We start from the raw sequence: 15,912 nt of genomic DNA on the forward strand, positions 1-15,912 counted from the left end.
GAGCTGGCTTGCCTGCGATGAACGGTAACGCGGATTTACAGATGAAACCGCCCGCCCCCCTGCCCCAACGCCGTCGCCAGCGCATCAAACCCCTCGCGCAATAACTGATCATCGCCCGACGTGTTGCAGATACTCGCCCGAATAAACTGCGGCACCGCTGTCTGCCCCACGGCAAACGCCTCGGCGGTGGCGATCAGGTAATTGTTCTGCTTGAGCTCCGCCTCGATTTCCGAGGCGCGCCAGGGTTCCGGTACTTCGATCCAGAAATGCGGGCTGTTGAGGTGGGTGCGATAGGCTAAGCCGGTCAATAAATCTTCGACCAGCGTCTTGCGACGGCTGATCTCGTTGATCTGCTGACGCAACAAATATTCCGCCGTGCCGTTTTCAATCCACTGGGTCGCCAGTTCCAGGGTCACAGGTGTGGCCATCCAGCAGGTCGAACGTAGCGCCGCCGAGATGCGGCTGACCAGCGCCGGCGGCGCATGCACGTAGCCCACCCGCAAACCGGCCGATACCGCCTTGCTCAGGCTGCTGATCAAGATCGTACGCTCAGGCGCGAAATAGCTGAGGGGCGGCGGACGGTCCTCCACCAGCACACCGTGGGCTTCGTCCTCCAGAATCAGCAGGTTATGTTCGCGACACACCCTGGCCAAGGCTTCGCGGCGCGCCACCGACAACACAGCGGTGGTCGGATTCTGGATAGTCGGCGTGCAGTACAACGCCGAAATACGGTGATTGCGACAGACCTCATCCAGCGCCGTGGGCAGTACGCCTTCCTCATCCATCTCCAGGCCGATCAGCCGCACCCCCAGCATACGCGCAGCGGTAATCAGCCCGGGATAAGTCAACTGCTCGGTGACCACCGTATCGCCAGCACGCAGCAACGCCATCATGGCGCACAGCAAGCCGTGCTGGCCGCCGTTGACGCAGATGACCTGCTCGGGAATCGGATGAAACTCGCGCTGCACCAGCCATTGCGCGCCCGCTTCACGGTAACGCGGCAGGCCGGCGTCGGGGGTGTAGGCGCTGATGTCCTGGAGGAACTTGGCGTTGGTCGACAGGGTTTGGAAGCTCTGGGCGAGAAACACCGTCTCTTGCCCGGGAATGTGCATGTTGCGGCTCATGTCGAAGTACTGGCGCGGCTCCTCGCTGAAATTACGAAAGCCCTCATCACGCTGGCGCTCCATCCCACGCTTGCGCACGAAGGTGCCGTCACCTACCCGCGCAACCACCAGGCCCAGGCGTTCCAGTTCACCGTAAGCCCGGCTGATGGTGCCGATGGTCACGCCTAAATTGTCGGAAAGCACCCGATGGGGCGGCAGTTTTCGTCCCGGTTCAATCAAGCCTTCGAGGATGCCCCGTTCCATCACATCAGACAGGCGCTTGTACTTCACGCCCTGCCCGTTGGACAGGCCCTCACGCATAATTGACACCATGTCAATATTTGTTTTGACAGCCATCTTTCGCCCTAATAGTGTGCTTTTACGGGTTCAATCGCCGATAAACATAACTCATTACAAGTTCAATATAGAGTTCAATTTCGGCTCAGGGAAGCAATATACGATGCCAATGTCCGCCGTTCTCGAAAACACTGCAAAAACAAAAACGCAAAAACAGTGGCTCGCCGGGCTGGTGACCAGCGTGATGTTCCTTATCGTGTGCCTGAGTTGGGGCACTACGTGGCTGGGCATCAAGATTGCCGTCGAGAGCGTGCCGCCGCTGACATCCGCCGGCCTGCGCTTTCTGATCGCGTTTCCGCTGTTCCTGTGTTTTGCCATGGTGCGCCGTGAGCCGATCCTGTTTCCCCGGGAAAGCCGCTGGTTCTTCGTATTCGTGACCTTGTCCTACTTCAGCGTTCCCTACTATTTGCTCAATTACGGCGAAATGCATGTGTCGTCGGGCCTCACGGCCCTGCTGTTCAGCTGCATGCCAGTGTTCATCCTGATCTTCTCCGCGCTGTTCCTGCGCGAGCGCATCTATTTCTCCCAGGTGGTCGGCATCGGCATTGGTTTCGGCAGCCTTTACATGATCATCAAGAGCCAGGGCCTGCACCTGGACCACGCCGAGTTCTTCGGGGTACTGGCCATTCTGAGCGCCGCGATCATGCACGCCTTGTGCTATGTCATTACCAAACAAAAAGGCAGCGCCATCAGCGTCATCACCTACAACACCCTGCCCATCGGCATTGCCGGGCTGATGCTGTTCCTGGCCGGACTGTGGTTTGAAACACCGACGTTCGACGACATCACCCTGCGCTCCTGGAGCGCGCTGTTCTACCTGGGGCTAGTGGCCTCGGTGGGTGGGTTCATTGTGTATTTCATGCTGCTCAAGCGCCTGAGCCCGATCATCCTGTCGTTCGTCTTCATCATCTTCCCGGTGTTCGCGGTCATCATCGGAGCCTGGTACGAAGGCGTGGAAATTTCCCGCGACCTGATGCTGTACTCGGCGATCCTGCTGGCCGGCTTTGCGATCACCAAGTTGCCAATTGAAAAACTCATGGCCAAGAAAAAGTGACCCTCAACCAACGCGAGAGAAACATGGACGTCCTCCGCCCCACCGCCCTGGAACAGATCTACGCCCACGCCAGTCGCAGCTACCCCGAGGAGTGCTGTGGTTTCGTCTTCGCCGACGGCAGCGTGTACCTGGGCAGCAATATCCAGAATGAGCTGCACCGCAAGAACCCCCAGATGTACCCACGCAGCGCGGCCAACGGCTACACCTTTTCGGTGGCCGACACCCTGCTGATGAACAAGGCGTTTCGCAGTGACAACCCGGTGGTGGTGATCTACCACTCACACCCGGATGTCGGCGCCTATTTCAGTGACGAAGACCAGGACAAGGCACTGTTCCTGGGCGAGCCGATCTTCCCCGTCAGCTATTTGGTGGTGGATGTCCGCCAGGGCCAGGCCCTGGGCTCCAAGCTGTTTGCCTGGGATGGCAAGCATTTCTCCCTTCAACCTTTCAACGACCTGCACACGGAGTTGTCCATGAACGCTGTCTCTTTCCCCGACATTCTGGTTCGCGTGGCCAAGCTGCCGGAATCGACCCTTGAGGGCGCCGGATCGACATTGCGCGAAGTCATTGAAAATCTCTGCACCCATCACCCCCAATTGCGTCAGCACCTGTTCCATGAAAAGAACAACCAGCTCAAGGAACACTTCCTGTTTACCGCCGAGGAGGCGCTGATCGAAGCCGATGAAGCCCTGCCGCCGAAATCCCGGATCGAAGTGTTGCTCGCCACCTCAGGCGGCATGGACATCGATACCCTGAGCAACGAAGAAGTCCAGCGCTACGTGCGCCACATCACCCTGCCGGGCGTCGGCCGCGAAGGCCAATTGAACCTGAAGAAAGCCAAGGTGCTGGTCATCGGTACCGGCGGGCTGGGCTCGCCCATCAGCCTGTACCTGGCCGCGGCCGGCATCGGCACCTTGGGGCTGGTGGACTTTGATGTGGTGGAAAGCAGCAACCTGCAACGCCAGATTGTGCATGGCAACAGCACCCTGGGCATGCCCAAGGTCGAGTCCGCCAAGCAGCGCCTGCTGGACCTCAATCCGCATATCCAGATCAACGCGTACAACACCGCGCTCAACAGCGACAACGCCCTGGCGCTGGTGGGCGCCTATGACCTGGTGATCGACGGAACCGACAATTTCGACACCCGCTACCTGGTCAACGACGCCTGTGTGCAGTTGGGCAAACCTTTGGTGTACGGCGCTATCTACCGTTTCGACGGGCAGATCAGCGTGCTCAACTATAAAGGTGGGCCTTGCTACCGCTGCCTGTTCCCCAAGGCCCCGCCCGCTGAGCTCGCGCCCAATTGCAGCGCGGGCGGTGTGATCGGCGTGTTGCCGGGCGTGGTCGGTATGATCCAGGCCACCGAGGCGATCAAATTGCTGATCGGCATTGGCGAACCCCTGTCCGGCCGTTTGATGCGCTTTGACGCACTGGCGATGAAGTTCAGCGAGATTCGCTTCAAGCGCCGCGCTGATTGCCCCTGCTGCTCGGACCTGCGCCATAGCGAAACCGTCGCGCCGGCCACCTGCGCCGATGCCGTACCGAGCCAGCCCTCCCTGGCCGCGGAACGCTACATCAAGCCCCAGGTGCTCAAGCAAGTGCTCGAACACCCCAGCAGCGCCGATGTATTGCTCGACGTGCGGGACGCCAGCGAACTGGAAGTGTGCAAATTACCGGGCGTGGTGCATATCCCGTTGGCAGAACTGGATGGGCAACTCGCCAGCCTGAGCCGCGACAACACCCACTACCTGATCTGCTACGCAGGCGCCCGCGCCGAGCAAGCCGCCAGCACCCTGTTGGCAGCCGGCTTTGCCAACACCAAAGTCCTGCAGGGTGGCATGAAACATTGGGTTCGCGACGTCGAACCTGACATGCCGTTGTACTGAAAGTGGGGACGTGCTGATGCTGCATAACTCCATTCTCGACGTCATCGGTCAAACGCCGATCGTGCGTCTGGCCCAGTTTTCCGAAGACCTCGGCATCGAGGTCTACGCCAAGTTGGAGTCCCTCAACCCCGGCGGCAGCCACAAGGCGCGCATCGCTCTGGGCATGATCCTGGATGCCGAGCGCCGCGGCGTGCTGATCCGTGATTCCGGGCAGACCATCATCGAACCCAGTGGCGGCAACACCGGCATTGGCCTGGTGATGGCCGGCAATGTGCTGGGCTATAAAGTGGTGCTGGTGATCCCTGACAACTACAGCCCGGAAAAACAGAAGCTGCTGCGTCTGTATGGCGCCAGGGTAGTGCTGTCCGACAGTCGCCTGGGCAATAACTCCCACGGTGAAAAGTGCATGGAGCTGCAGTTGGAGAACCCCAACTACGTGATGCTCAACCAGCAACGCAATGGCGCCAACCCCCAAACCCACCGCGACACCACCGCCCCGGAAATCCTTCGCGCCTTCGGTGAACAGCGCGCGGACTACTTCGTCAGCGGCATTGGCACCGGGGGACACATCACCGGTATCGGCGAAACCCTCAAGGCCGCCTGGCCAGCGCTGCGGGTGATGGGCGTAGAACCGGAAGAGTGCGACCTGCTCAAGGACCGGCACGCGGCGCACGGGATCCAGGGCCTGTCGATCGGCCTGATCCCCAGCATCCTGAACCTGGACGTGATCGACGGCATGCTCAAGGTGTCGCACGCCGATTGCCTGGACATGATCAAACGCATCATGCGCACCGATGCCATCAGCCTGGGGCTATCTTCGGCCGCCAACATGGTTGCCATCGCCCAACTCGCCCCCGAACTGCCGCCTGAAACGGTGGTGTTGACCATGGTCTACGACAATGCCGACAGCTACCTGCCCAGTTTCGAATAACGGGGCTTCCAACCATTCAACGTACGGGGGTGTCTCCATGGGGGGCTTTATCGACATGCAACAGCTGCACGATGAGTTGCTCACCCACCTCATCACCACCCTGACGCCCAGACAGATGAAGCAGCTGGAGCCGCACCTGGCGCCGTTGATCCAGACCGCCGCCCAGGCGGTGGCCGAGGATCTGATTGCCTATGCCTATCGCGACCCCGCGTCCCGTGGGCGCGGTGAATTGATCCTGGAATCCTACGCCTCGTTCAAGGCCGTGCTGTTCTACCGCCTTGCGCACCTGGTGTGGCATTTCCAGTCCGCTGACCACGGCGATTTTTCGCGCATGGCCCTCAAACTGAGTAACCAGGGCAAGATTCTCTCCGGCGCCGAGATTCACCCGGCAGCGCGCATCGGCCGGCGCTTTGTGCTGGACCATGGCTACGGCACGGTCATCGGCGAGACCTGCGTGATCGGCAACGACTGCTACATCCTCTGCGGCGTGACCCTGGGTGCGCGCGGTATTGCCAACAACCCGGACGGCAAACGCCACCCGCGCCTGGGCAACAACGTCGAAGTCGGCGCCGGCGCCCGCGTGCTGGGCTATGTTTCGATCGGCGATAACGTGTTTATCAGCCCCTCCTGCGTGATTACCCAGGACGTGCCGGCAGGCACCAAGGTCAAGGTGGTCAACCAGATCCAACTGCAGAAAAACGATGAATCGGACCACAGCAACTACCTCGGCGCCTTCGCCCTGGATGAGCGCTTGCACGTGGTGGGCGAAGTGAGTGCCGGCCACAAGGTCACCGTGCTGGACGCCGACTTTCATCCGCTGCAAGGGCTGATGCTTGAACCCACGGTGAAAGAGCGGCACCACCTGCAGTTTCGCCTGCGTCGCCTCGACACCGGCGAACAACTGCCACGCCTGCCGCTGAACCTGAAGGTGTGCGGGCCGGAATTTGAAATCACCCTGCTCTCTCCCCCTGGCTTGAGCGCACTGGTGCGCCACCTCTTGCAAGCCACCCCATTGATCGTCGGAGGTTGAACATGTCCGTGCATACCATGGAAACCCTGGCGCTGTTTGACAGCGCGCCCTACCAGAACGCCTTCAGCGCCCGGGTGATTGCCGTCAGCGAACAAGGTATCGCCCTGGAGCACACCCTGTTCTACCCCACCGGCGGCGGGCAACCGGGCGATACCGGTCACCTCACCCTGGCCGATGGCACCCGGGTGCAAGTGACCGGCACCGTGCGCGACCCGGTGTTGCGCTCGATCATCTGGCACCAGGTGGATCACTGCCCCGAACAGTTGGCCGCTGGCGTCCAGGTCGACGCCGGGCTGGATTGGGAGCGGCGCTACCAGCACATGAAGATGCACACTTGCCTGCACTTGCTGTGCTCCCTCATCGACGCGCCCGTGACCGGTTGCAGCATCAGCGCAGATAAAGGCCGCCTGGATTTCGACCTGCCAGAAATGACCCTGGACAAAGACCGCCTCACCCAAGACCTCAACGCCCTTATCGAACAAGCCCACGCGGTCAAAACTCTGTCGATGCCTGCCACCGAGTACGCGACCCTGCTGCAGATCACCCGTACCCAGGCGGTTGCGCCGCCGGTGGTCTCGGGTTCGGTACGGGTGATTGAAATCCCCGGCATCGATATCCAGCCCTGCGGCGGTACCCATGTACTCAATACCGAGGAAATCGGCCGGGTGTTCTGCGAGAAGATCGAGAAAAAGAGCAAGCACAACCGCCGGGTGATACTGCGGTTTGAATAGATTCTGAAGCAGAAACTTCAGTCAACTGTGGGAGCTGGCTTGCCTGCGATAGCTGACATCCAGTCAATTCATGTGGGGCTGACACACCGCTATCGCAGGCAAGCCAGCTCCCACAGCGACCGTGCTGTTTTTCAGATCGTGAACAGGTCCATGAAACGGTTCACAGGTGTCGCTTCAAGCCGCGCCTGGTCCTTGCACAGGGCAACAATCTCAGCGCTGCGTTGCGCAGTGAACCGCGTGGCCAGGTTGGCCTTGAACTTGTCTTCCAGCAGTGGAATGCCGTCCACCCGACGACGACGATGGCCAATCGGGTACTCCACCACCACCTGCTCGGTGCAGGTGCCATCCGTGAAAAACACCTGCACCGCGTTGGCAATCGAGCGCTTGTCGGCCTCCAGGTATTCGCGGCTGTAGCGCGGGTCTTCGACGATAGCCATCTTGTCGCGCAGCTCATCGATGATCGGGTGGGCCGCGTGGAAATCATCTTCATACTGCTCGGCCACCAGATTGCCGAACGCCAAGGGCACGGCGGTCATGTATTGCAGGCAGTGGTCGCGATCGGCGGCATTCGCCAATGGGCCGACCTTGGAAATAATGCGAATCGCCGACTCATGGGTAGTGATCACGATACGGTCGATTTCATGCAAACGATGCTTGACCTGCGGATGCAGGGCGACTGCCGCTTCACAGGCGGTTTGCGCGTGAAACTCGGCAGGGAAGCTGATCTTGAACAGCACGTTTTCCATCACATAGGTGCCGTAGGCTTGGGGCAGGCTGAAAGCTCGCTTGTCCTCGGGCTTGAGCGCCAGGTCCTTGTTGGTGTGGCTGAACAGCACGTCATAGAAGCCCCACTGCGGCGCACTCAACACGCCGGGGATGCCCATTTCGCCACGCAGGGCGATGTCTGCCAGGCGCACGCCGCGGCTCGATGCATCGCCTGCAGCCCAGGATTTGCGCGAGCCGGCATTCGGTGCATGGCGATAGGTGCGTAGCGCCTGGCCATCGACAAAGGCGTGGGACAACGCCGATAGCAGCTGCTCGCGGTTGGCGCCCATCAGCTTGGCGGTGACCGCCGTGGTAGCGACTTTCACCAGCAACACATGGTCGAGGCCTACCCGGTTGAAGGAATTCTCCAAGGCAATCACCCCTTGGATTTCGTGAGCCATGATCATCGCTTCCAGCACTGCACGCACGGTCAGCGGCGCGTCGCCATTGGCCAGGCGCTTTTGCGACAGGTGATCGGCCACGGCGAGGATGCCGCCAAGATTGTCTGAAGGGTGGCCCCATTCGGCGGCAAGCCAGGTGTCGTTGTAGTCGAGCCAGCGCACGATGCAACCGATATCCCAGGCGGCCTTGACCGGGTCCAGGCGAAACGAAGTGCCCGGCACCCGTGCACCGAACGGCACCACGGTACCCTCGACCATCGGCCCCAGGTGCTTGGTGCACTCGGGGAAGCGCAGGGCCAGCAGGCCACAGCCGAGGGTGTCCATCAGGCAGTTGCGGGCGGTATCCAGGGCGTCCTGGGAGTCAATGCGGTAGTTGAGGACGTAGTCGGCGATGCCCTGCAAAACCGGGTCGTAGTCGGGGCGGTTGTTCTGGTCGACGTTGGCGCTCATGGCAGTTCTCCTAAATAGGTGGGTTTATTCCTCAAGCTCACGGTTGATCATCAGGGCGGGTCTGGTTGCCCGCCTTGGAATAAAGATTCCTTGTGGGAGCGGGCTTGCCCGCGATTGCGATTTTTCAGTTGATAAAGATGTCGACTGATACTCCGTCATCGCGGGCAAGCCCGCTCCCACAGGGGTTCTGTGTAGACCTTTAGAACGCGTCGCCGGGAATGCGCACGTAGCCTTCCATCAACACCCGCGCACTGCGGCTCATGATGGCTTTCTTTACCACCCATTCACCGTCCACCTGGCTGGCCTCGGCCCCCACACGCAAGGTGCCGGACGGGTGCCCGAAGCGCACGGCATTGCGCTCTACGCCGCCCGCCGCCAGGTTGACCAAGGTGCCGGAAATTGCCGCGGCGGTGCCAATCGCCACCGCCGCGGTGCCCATCATCGCGTGGTGCAGTTTGCCCATCGACAAGGCGCGCACCAGCAGGTCCACATCGCCGGCCTTGATCGCCTTGCCGCTGGAGGCCACGTAATCTGCAGGCTTGGCGACGAACGCCACCTTGGGCGTGTGCTGGCGCTGGGCGGCTTCGTCCAGGTGTTGGATCAGGCCCATGCGCAACGCGCCATACGCTCGCACGGTCTCGAACATCGCCAGGACCTTGGGGTCGCTGTTGATCGCGCCTTGCAGCTCGGTACCGGTGTAGCCCAGGTCTTGGGCATTGATGAAAATCGTCGGGATACCGGCGTTGATCAACGTGGCCTTGAAGGTACCGACGCCGGGCACCTCCAGGTCGTCGACGAGGTTGCCGGTGGGGAACATCGAACCCCCACCGCCCTCTTCTTCCGCCGCCGGGTCCATGAATTCCAACTGCACTTCGGCGGCCGGGAAGGTCACGCCGTCCAGTTCAAAGTCGCCGGTTTCTTGCACCGCGCCGTCAGTGACCGGCACGTGGGCGATGATGGTCTTGCCGATATTGGCCTGCCACACCCGCACCACGGCCACGCCGTTATGGGGTACGCGGGCTGCATCGACCAGGCCGGCACTGATGGCGAACGAACCCACCGCCGCCGACAGGTTGCCGCAGTTGCCGCTCCAATCGACAAATGGCTTGTCGATGGAGACCTGGCCGAACAGGTAATCCACGTCGTGATCGGCGCGGCTGCTTTTGGCCAGGATCACGGTCTTGCTGGTGCTCGAGGTGGCCCCACCCATGCCGTCGATCTGCTTGTCATAGGGGTCGGGGCTGCCAATCACCCGCAGCAACAAAGCGTCGCGTGCAGGGCCCGGCACCTGCGCCGCGGCGGGCAGGTCCTGGAGGCTGAAGAACACGCCCTTGCTGGTGCCGCCACGCATGTAGGTGGCGGGGATCTTGATTTGCGCTACGTGTGCCATGGTTATCCTCTTCAGGCGGTCGCCTTTGATTCCAGGAAGTCCTGGGCGAAACGTTGCAACACGCCACCGGCCTCGTAGATCGACACTTCTTCGGCGGTGTCCAGGCGGCAGGTCACTGGCACCTCGACACGTTCGCCATTCTTGCGGTTGATCACCAAGGTCAGTTGCGCACGCGGGGTGCGCTCGCCGACCACGTCATAGGTTTCACTGCCGTCGATTTGCAGGGTGTGGCGGTCGGTGCCCGGCAGGAACTCCAGGGGCAACACGCCCATGCCCACCAGGTTGGTGCGGTGGATACGCTCGAAGCCTTCGGCGGCAATCGCTTCCACACCGGCCAGGCGTACGCCCTTGGCCGCCCAGTCGCGGGACGAACCTTGGCCATAGTCGGCGCCGGCGATGATGATCAGCGGTTGCTTGCGCTCCATGTAAGTCTCGATGGCTTCCCACATCCGCGTGACCTTGCCTTCCGGCTCGATACGCGCAAGAGAGCCCTGCTTGACCTTGCCGTTTTCCTGCACCATTTCGTTGAACAGTTTCGGGTTGGCGAAGGTGGCGCGCTGCGCCGTCAAATGGTCGCCCCTGTGGGTCGCGTAGGAGTTGAAGTCGACTTCCGGCAAGCCCATTTTCGCCAGGTATTCACCGGCGGCACTGTCAAGCATGATCGCGTTGGACGGCGACAGGTGGTCCGTGGTGATGTTGTCCGGCAGCACCGCCAGCGGGCGCATGCCTTTGAGCGGCCGTGCACCGGCCAGCGCGCCTTCCCAGTACGGCGGGCGGCGGATATAGGTGCTTTGTGGGCGCCAGTCGTACAGCGGCGTGACCTTGGGCCCGGTGTCTTCGTGGATGGCGAACATCGGGATATACACCGCACGGAATTGCTCGGGTTTCACCGAAGCCTTGACCACCGCGTCGATCTCTTCATCGCTCGGCCAGATGTCTTGCAGGCGGATTTCCTTGCCGTCGGCATCCAGGCCGAGCACGTCCTTTTCGATGTCGAAACGGATGGTACCGGCAATCGCATAGGCCACCACCAGCGGCGGCGACGCCAGGAACGCTTGCTTGGCGTAAGGGTGAATGCGCCCGTCAAAGTTGCGGTTACCCGACAACACTGCGGTGGCGTACAGGTCGCGGTCGATGATCTCTTGCTGGATCACCGGGTCGAGCGCGCCGGACATGCCGTTGCAGGTGGTGCAGGCAAAGGCCACCACGCCAAAGCCGAGTTTTTCCAGTTCATGGCCCAGTCCGGCTTCTTCCAGGTACATGGCCACGGTTTTCGAGCCCGGCGCCAGGGACGACTTGACCCACGGTTTGCGGGTCAGCCCAAGCTTGTTGGCGTTGCGTGCCAACAGGCCGGCGGCGATCACGTTGCGCGGGTTGCTGGTGTTGGTGCAACTGGTGATGGCGGCGATGATCACTGCGCCGTCGGGCATTTGCCCCGGCAAGTCATCCCATTGGCCGGCAATGCCTTTTGACGCCAGGTCGCGGGTGGCCAGGCGGGCATGGGGGTTGCTCGGGCCGGCCATGTTGCGCACGACGCTGGAGAGGTCGAAGCTCAGGTTGCGCTCGTACTGCGCGCCTTTCAGGTCGTCTGCCCACAGGCCAGTGTGGCGTGCATATTGCTCGACCAGGGCGACTTGTTCGTCTTCGCGACCGGTGAGTTTGAGGTAGGCAATGGTTTGCGCGTCGATGTAGAACATCGCGGCGGTGGCGCCGTACTCCGGGGCCATGTTGGAGATGGTGGCACGGTCACCCAAGGTCAGTGCCGAAGCCCCTTCGCCGAAGAACTCCAGCCAGGCGCCGACCACCTTTTGCTGACGCAGGAATTCGGTGAGTGCCAGCACCATATCGGTGGCGGTGATGCCCGGTTGCAGCTTGCCGGTCAATTCCACGCCAACGCTTTCCGGCAGGCGCATCCACGACGCACGGCCGAGCATCACGCTCTCGGCTTCCAGGCCACCGACGCCGATGGCGATCACACCCAGGGCGTCTACGTGAGGCGTATGGCTGTCGGTGCCGACACAGGTATCCGGGAAGGCCACACCGTCACGCACTTGAATCACCGGAGACATTTTCTCCAGATTGATCTGGTGCATGATGCCGTTGCCCGGCGGGATCACATCGACGTTCTTGAAGGCCTTTTTGGTCCACTCGATAAAGTGGAAACGGTCTTCGTTGCGACGGTCTTCAATGGCGCGGTTTTTTTCGAAGGCTTGCGGGTCAAAACCACCGGCCTCGACGGCCAGGGAATGGTCGACGATCAGTTGGGTGGGCACCACCGGGTTGACCTGCGCCGGGTCGCCGCCTTGCTGGGCGATGGCATCGCGCAGGCCGGCGAGGTCGACCAGTGCGGTCTGGCCGAGGATGTCATGGCACACCACGCGGGCCGGGAACCACGGGAAGTCGAGGTCGCGCTTGCGCTCGATCAGTTGGCTCAGGGACGCGTCGAGGGTGGCCGGGTCGCAACGGCGCACCAGGTTCTCGGCGAGCACGCGCGAGGTGTAGGGCAGCGTGGCGTAGGCGCCGGGGGTGATTGCCTCGACAGCCGCACGGGCGTCGAAGAAATCCAGGCGGCTGCCGGGGAGCGGTTTGCGAAATTCAGTGTTCATCGTCAGGACTCGGTCACGGTAAGTTCGAAAGGTGAACTGTCGACACTGGCTTTGTTTCCTGTGGGAGCTGGCTTGCCTGCGATGGCATCACCTCGGTGTACCTGTCACACCACAGTGATGCCATCGCAGGCAAGCCAGCTCCCACAAAAAAGCACATGAGCCAGCGGGCACAGCCCATCCCATTCAGCGACGTTCGATTGGCACGAACTTGCGCTGCTCAACGCCGGTGTACTCGGCGCTTGGACGGATGATGCGGTTGTTGGCGCGCTGCTCGAACACATGCGCAGCCCAGCCGGTCAGGCGCGAGCATACGAAGATCGGCGTGAACAACTTGGTCGGGATGCCCATGAAGTGGTACGCCGAGGCATGGTAGAAATCGGCGTTGGGAAACAGCTTCTTCTGTTCCCACATGGTCTTGTCGATGGCTTCGGAGACCGGGAACAACACGGTGTCGCCCACTTCGTCAGCGAGTTTTTTCGACCAGCCCTTGATCACTTCATTGCGCGGATCGCTGTCTTTATAGATCGCGTGGCCAAAGCCCATGATCTTGTCTTTGCGCGCCAACATGCCAAGGGTGCCTTCAACCGCTTCCTGGGCCGAGGAGAAACGCTCGATCATTTCCATCGCCGCTTCATTGGCACCGCCATGCAGCGGGCCGCGCAGGGAGCCGATGGCAGCGGTGACGCAGGAATACAGGTCGGACAATGTCGATGCACACACCCGTGCGGTGAAGGTCGAAGCGTTGAATTCGTGTTCGGCGTAGAGGATCAGTGACACGTTCATCACTTTGACGTGCAGCTCGCTCGGCTTCTTGCCATGCAGCAAATGCAGGAAGTGGCCACCGATGCTTGGCTCGTCGGTCACGCAATCGATGCGCTGGCCGTCGTGGCTGAAGCGATACCAGTAGCACATGATCGCCGGGAACGCGGCGAGCAGGCGGTCGGTGACATCGCGCTGTACGCTGAAGTCTTTCTCCGGCTCGATATTGCCCAGGAACGAGCAACCCGTGCGCATCACGTCCATCGGGTGGGCGTCGGCGGGGATGCGTTCGAGCACTTCTTTCAGGGCCTGGGGCAGGTCACGCAGTTTGCTCAGCTTGTTGCTGTAGGCGGCCAGTTCTGCCTGGGTTGGCAACTCACCGTACAGCAGCAGGTAGGCGACTTCTTCAAACTGGGCGTCGGCGGCCAGTTCGCGTACGTCGTAGCCACGGTAGGTCAGGCCGGCGCCGGCCTGGCCCACGGTGGACAGTGCAGTCTGCCCGGCGACCTGGCCACGCAGGCCAGCACCACTCAATACTTTTGCTTCAGCCATGTTCGTTCTCCAATTTTGTAGTTGTTCAGGGAACCACAGGGTTTATTTTTTCGCGGCGAACAGCGCGTCGAGCTTCTGCTCGAAGGTGTGGTAGTCGATGCGATCGTAAAGCTCCATGCGCGTTTGCATGGTGTCGATCACGTTCTGCTGGGTACCGTCGCGACGAATCGCGGTGTAGACATTCTCGGCGGCCTTGTTCATGGCACGGAAGGCCGAGAGCGGGTACAGCACAATGGAAACATCCGCAGACTTCAACTGTTCGGTGGTGTACAGCGGTGTCGCGCCGAACTCGGTGATGTTCGCCAGGATCGGCGCCTTCACGCGGGAGGCGAACAGCTTGTACATCTCCAGTTCAGTGATGGCTTCCGGGAATACCATGTCGGCACCGGCCTCGATGCACGCGGCTGCACGCTCCAGGGCGGACTCCAGGCCCTCGACTGCCAGGGCGTCGGTACGCGCCATGATCACGAAGCTGTCATCGGTGCGCGCATCCACGGCGGCCTTGATGCGGTCGACCATTTCCTGCTGGGACACGATTTCTTTGTTGGGGCGATGACCGCAGCGCTTGGCGCCCACCTGGTCTTCGATATGGATGGCGGCGGCGCCGAACTTGATCATCGACTTGACGGTACGCGCCACGTTGAACGCCGAGGAGCCGAAACCGGTGTCCACGTCCACCAGCAGCGGCAGGTCGCACACGTCGGTAATGCGGCGCACGTCGGTGAGCACGTCATCCAGGCCGGTGATACCCAGGTCCGGCACGCCGAGGGAGCCGGCGGCTACACCGCCACCTGACAGATAAATCGCCTTGAAGCCGGCGCGCTTGGCCAACAGCGCATGGTTGGCGTTGATGGCGCCCACCACTTGCAAGGGCTGTTCACTGGCGACGGCGTCACGGAAACGCTGGCCGGGAGTGCTGTTGTTGTTGGAACTCATGACTCACCTCGTGATGAAGGCGCACCGTCCGGGAAGTGACGGGCAATGTTGCGTTTGGAGGCGCCGATATGCCGGCGCATCAACAGTTCGGCCAGTTCACCGTCGCGATCGGCAATCGCGTCCAGAATGCGGTGATGCTCGGCAAAGGCCTGGCGTGGACGATTGGGGGTGGCGGAGAACTGGATGCGGTACATGCGCACCAGTTGATACAGCTCGCCGCAGAGCATTTGGGTGAGGGTGCGGTTACCGGCACCTTGAATGATGCGGTAGTGAAAATCGAAGTCGCCTTCCTGCTGGTAATAGCCGACACCGGCCTGGAACGCCGCATCCCGTTCGTGAGTGTGCAACACCTGGCGCAGCTCCTCGATCTCTGCGTCAGTCATGCGCTCGGCGGCCAGGCGACAGGCCATGCCCTCCAGGGACTCGCGAATCTCATACAGTTCGACCAGCTCGGCATGACTCAAAGACACCACGCGTGCGCCGACATGAGGCACCCGCACCAGCAGGCGCTGACCTTCCAGGCGATGGATCGCTTCGCGCAGCGGGCCGCGACTGATGCCGTAGGTGCGCGCCAGCTCCGGCTCGGAAATCTTGCTGCCGGGGGCGATTTCGCCTTTGACGATGGCGGCCTGGATACGCCGGAAGACGTTCTCCGACATGGTCTGGGAATCGTCTGGTGCCACCGATGGTTTTTCCAGTTGCTCCAGCATATTGTCGACACCTTTAAAATCAATGCCGCAAAAACTAGCCAATAAGCCTCTCACAGTCAAAGAATAAATACACATTGTCGACAATCGTCTAATAACCCCCTCATTCGCTTGCCAAGGCATGGCCGCCTGCCAGCGCTGGCGCCAAAAAAGCATCATGTTAGAATGCCCGCCGCTTTTGCCTGACATCAAATGATGAAAGGGCGCACCCGAGATTGCGCAGCAATGCCAGTCCCCATGAAATGAACAGTGCA

The 15,912-nt window shown here is 61.3% G+C and carries 12 protein-coding genes; 5 read left to right on the forward strand and 7 right to left on the reverse strand.

Going from position 1 to position 15,912, the window contains the following annotated elements:
* Positions 1–35: 35 nt before the first annotated feature.
* Positions 36–1,460 carry a PLP-dependent aminotransferase family protein gene (locus CLM72_RS20345; RefSeq protein WP_054897194.1) on the reverse strand — a complete coding sequence of 475 codons (1,425 nt, stop codon included), beginning with the start codon at positions 1,458–1,460 and terminating at the stop codon, positions 36–38.
* 109 nt (positions 1,461–1,569) lie between these two features.
* Between CLM72_RS20345 and CLM72_RS20350 the strand changes: the two genes are divergently transcribed.
* Genes CLM72_RS20350 through CLM72_RS20370 form a run of 5 tightly spaced genes read left to right on the forward strand, consistent with a single transcriptional unit; the run spans position 1,570 to position 7,092 of the window.
* Positions 1,570–2,514, forward strand: a complete 945-nt coding sequence (locus CLM72_RS20350) for a DMT family transporter (RefSeq protein ID WP_034128416.1) — start codon at positions 1,570–1,572, stop codon at positions 2,512–2,514.
* Positions 2,515–2,537: 23 nt separating this feature from the next.
* Positions 2,538–4,400, forward strand: a complete 1,863-nt coding sequence (gene moeB / locus CLM72_RS20355) for a molybdopterin-synthase adenylyltransferase MoeB (RefSeq protein WP_105227794.1) — start codon at positions 2,538–2,540, stop codon at positions 4,398–4,400.
* Between the two features lie 16 nt (positions 4,401–4,416).
* On the forward strand, positions 4,417–5,331 hold the full coding sequence (locus tag CLM72_RS20360; protein ID WP_105229178.1) for a PLP-dependent cysteine synthase family protein: 915 nt from the start codon (positions 4,417–4,419) through the stop codon (positions 5,329–5,331).
* Between the two features lie 37 nt (positions 5,332–5,368).
* The gene (locus CLM72_RS20365; protein ID WP_105227796.1) at positions 5,369–6,361 is read left to right on the forward strand and encodes a serine O-acetyltransferase; all 993 of its coding nucleotides are present in this window, start codon (positions 5,369–5,371) and stop codon (positions 6,359–6,361) included.
* A 2-nt stretch (positions 6,362–6,363) separates the two neighbouring features.
* On the forward strand, positions 6,364–7,092 hold the full coding sequence (locus tag CLM72_RS20370) for an alanyl-tRNA editing protein (RefSeq protein ID WP_105227798.1): 729 nt from the start codon (positions 6,364–6,366) through the stop codon (positions 7,090–7,092).
* A gap of 131 nt (positions 7,093–7,223) precedes the next feature.
* Here the strand turns inward: CLM72_RS20370 and prpD are convergent, their stop codons facing one another.
* The 6 genes from prpD to CLM72_RS20400 form a co-directional block, all read right to left on the reverse strand.
* Entirely contained in the window at positions 7,224–8,708 is a 1,485-nt protein-coding gene (gene prpD / locus CLM72_RS20375) for a 2-methylcitrate dehydratase (protein WP_105227800.1), read from the reverse strand.
* A 199-nt stretch (positions 8,709–8,907) separates the two neighbouring features.
* Entirely contained in the window at positions 8,908–10,098 is a 1,191-nt protein-coding gene (prpF, locus tag CLM72_RS20380) for a 2-methylaconitate cis-trans isomerase PrpF (RefSeq protein WP_105227802.1), read from the reverse strand.
* Positions 10,099–10,109: 11 nt separating this feature from the next.
* Positions 10,110–12,704 (reverse strand): Fe/S-dependent 2-methylisocitrate dehydratase AcnD, encoded by a 2,595-nt coding sequence (gene acnD, locus CLM72_RS20385; protein ID WP_105227804.1) that lies wholly within the window; start codon positions 12,702–12,704, stop codon positions 10,110–10,112.
* Between the two features lie 183 nt (positions 12,705–12,887).
* Positions 12,888–14,015 carry a 2-methylcitrate synthase gene (gene prpC, locus CLM72_RS20390; protein ID WP_014719499.1) on the reverse strand — a complete coding sequence of 376 codons (1,128 nt, stop codon included), beginning with the start codon at positions 14,013–14,015 and terminating at the stop codon, positions 12,888–12,890.
* Between the two features lie 42 nt (positions 14,016–14,057).
* On the reverse strand, positions 14,058–14,951 hold the full coding sequence (gene prpB / locus CLM72_RS20395; protein ID WP_003193320.1) for a methylisocitrate lyase: 894 nt from the start codon (positions 14,949–14,951) through the stop codon (positions 14,058–14,060).
* Entirely contained in the window at positions 14,948–15,661 is a 714-nt protein-coding gene (locus CLM72_RS20400; RefSeq protein WP_014719500.1) for a GntR family transcriptional regulator, read from the reverse strand. Before CLM72_RS20400 ends, prpB begins: the two co-directional genes overlap by 4 nt.
* Between the last annotated feature and the right edge of the window lie 251 nt (positions 15,662–15,912).

Origin of the sequence: Pseudomonas sp. MYb193 (assembly GCF_002966775.1) — a bacterium.
Taxonomy (GTDB): Bacteria; Pseudomonadota; Gammaproteobacteria; order Pseudomonadales; family Pseudomonadaceae; genus Aquipseudomonas; species Aquipseudomonas paracarnis.

Bases quoted from the DNA above. Each gene is read 5' to 3' on its own strand.
- prpC (WP_014719499.1), bottom strand. From the start codon at position 14,015: ATGGCTGAAGCAAAAGTATTGAGTGGTGCTGGCCTGCGTGGCCAGGTC.
- prpB (WP_003193320.1), bottom strand. From the start codon at position 14,951: ATGAGTTCCAACAACAACAGCACTCCCGGCCAGCGTTTCCGTGACGCC.
- prpD (WP_105227800.1), bottom strand. From the start codon at position 8,708: ATGAGCGCCAACGTCGACCAGAACAACCGCCCCGACTACGACCCGGTT.
- moeB (WP_105227794.1), top strand. From the start codon at position 2,538: ATGGACGTCCTCCGCCCCACCGCCCTGGAACAGATCTACGCCCACGCC.
- CLM72_RS20360 (WP_105229178.1), top strand. From the start codon at position 4,417: ATGCTGCATAACTCCATTCTCGACGTCATCGGTCAAACGCCGATCGTG.
- CLM72_RS20365 (WP_105227796.1), top strand. From the start codon at position 5,369: ATGGGGGGCTTTATCGACATGCAACAGCTGCACGATGAGTTGCTCACC.
- CLM72_RS20345 (WP_054897194.1), bottom strand. From the start codon at position 1,460: ATGGCTGTCAAAACAAATATTGACATGGTGTCAATTATGCGTGAGGGC.
- prpF (WP_105227802.1), bottom strand. From the start codon at position 10,098: ATGGCACACGTAGCGCAAATCAAGATCCCCGCCACCTACATGCGTGGC.
- CLM72_RS20370 (WP_105227798.1), top strand. From the start codon at position 6,364: ATGTCCGTGCATACCATGGAAACCCTGGCGCTGTTTGACAGCGCGCCC.
- acnD (WP_105227804.1), bottom strand. From the start codon at position 12,704: ATGAACACTGAATTTCGCAAACCGCTCCCCGGCAGCCGCCTGGATTTC.
- CLM72_RS20350 (WP_034128416.1), top strand. From the start codon at position 1,570: ATGTCCGCCGTTCTCGAAAACACTGCAAAAACAAAAACGCAAAAACAG.
- CLM72_RS20400 (WP_014719500.1), bottom strand. From the start codon at position 15,661: ATGCTGGAGCAACTGGAAAAACCATCGGTGGCACCAGACGATTCCCAG.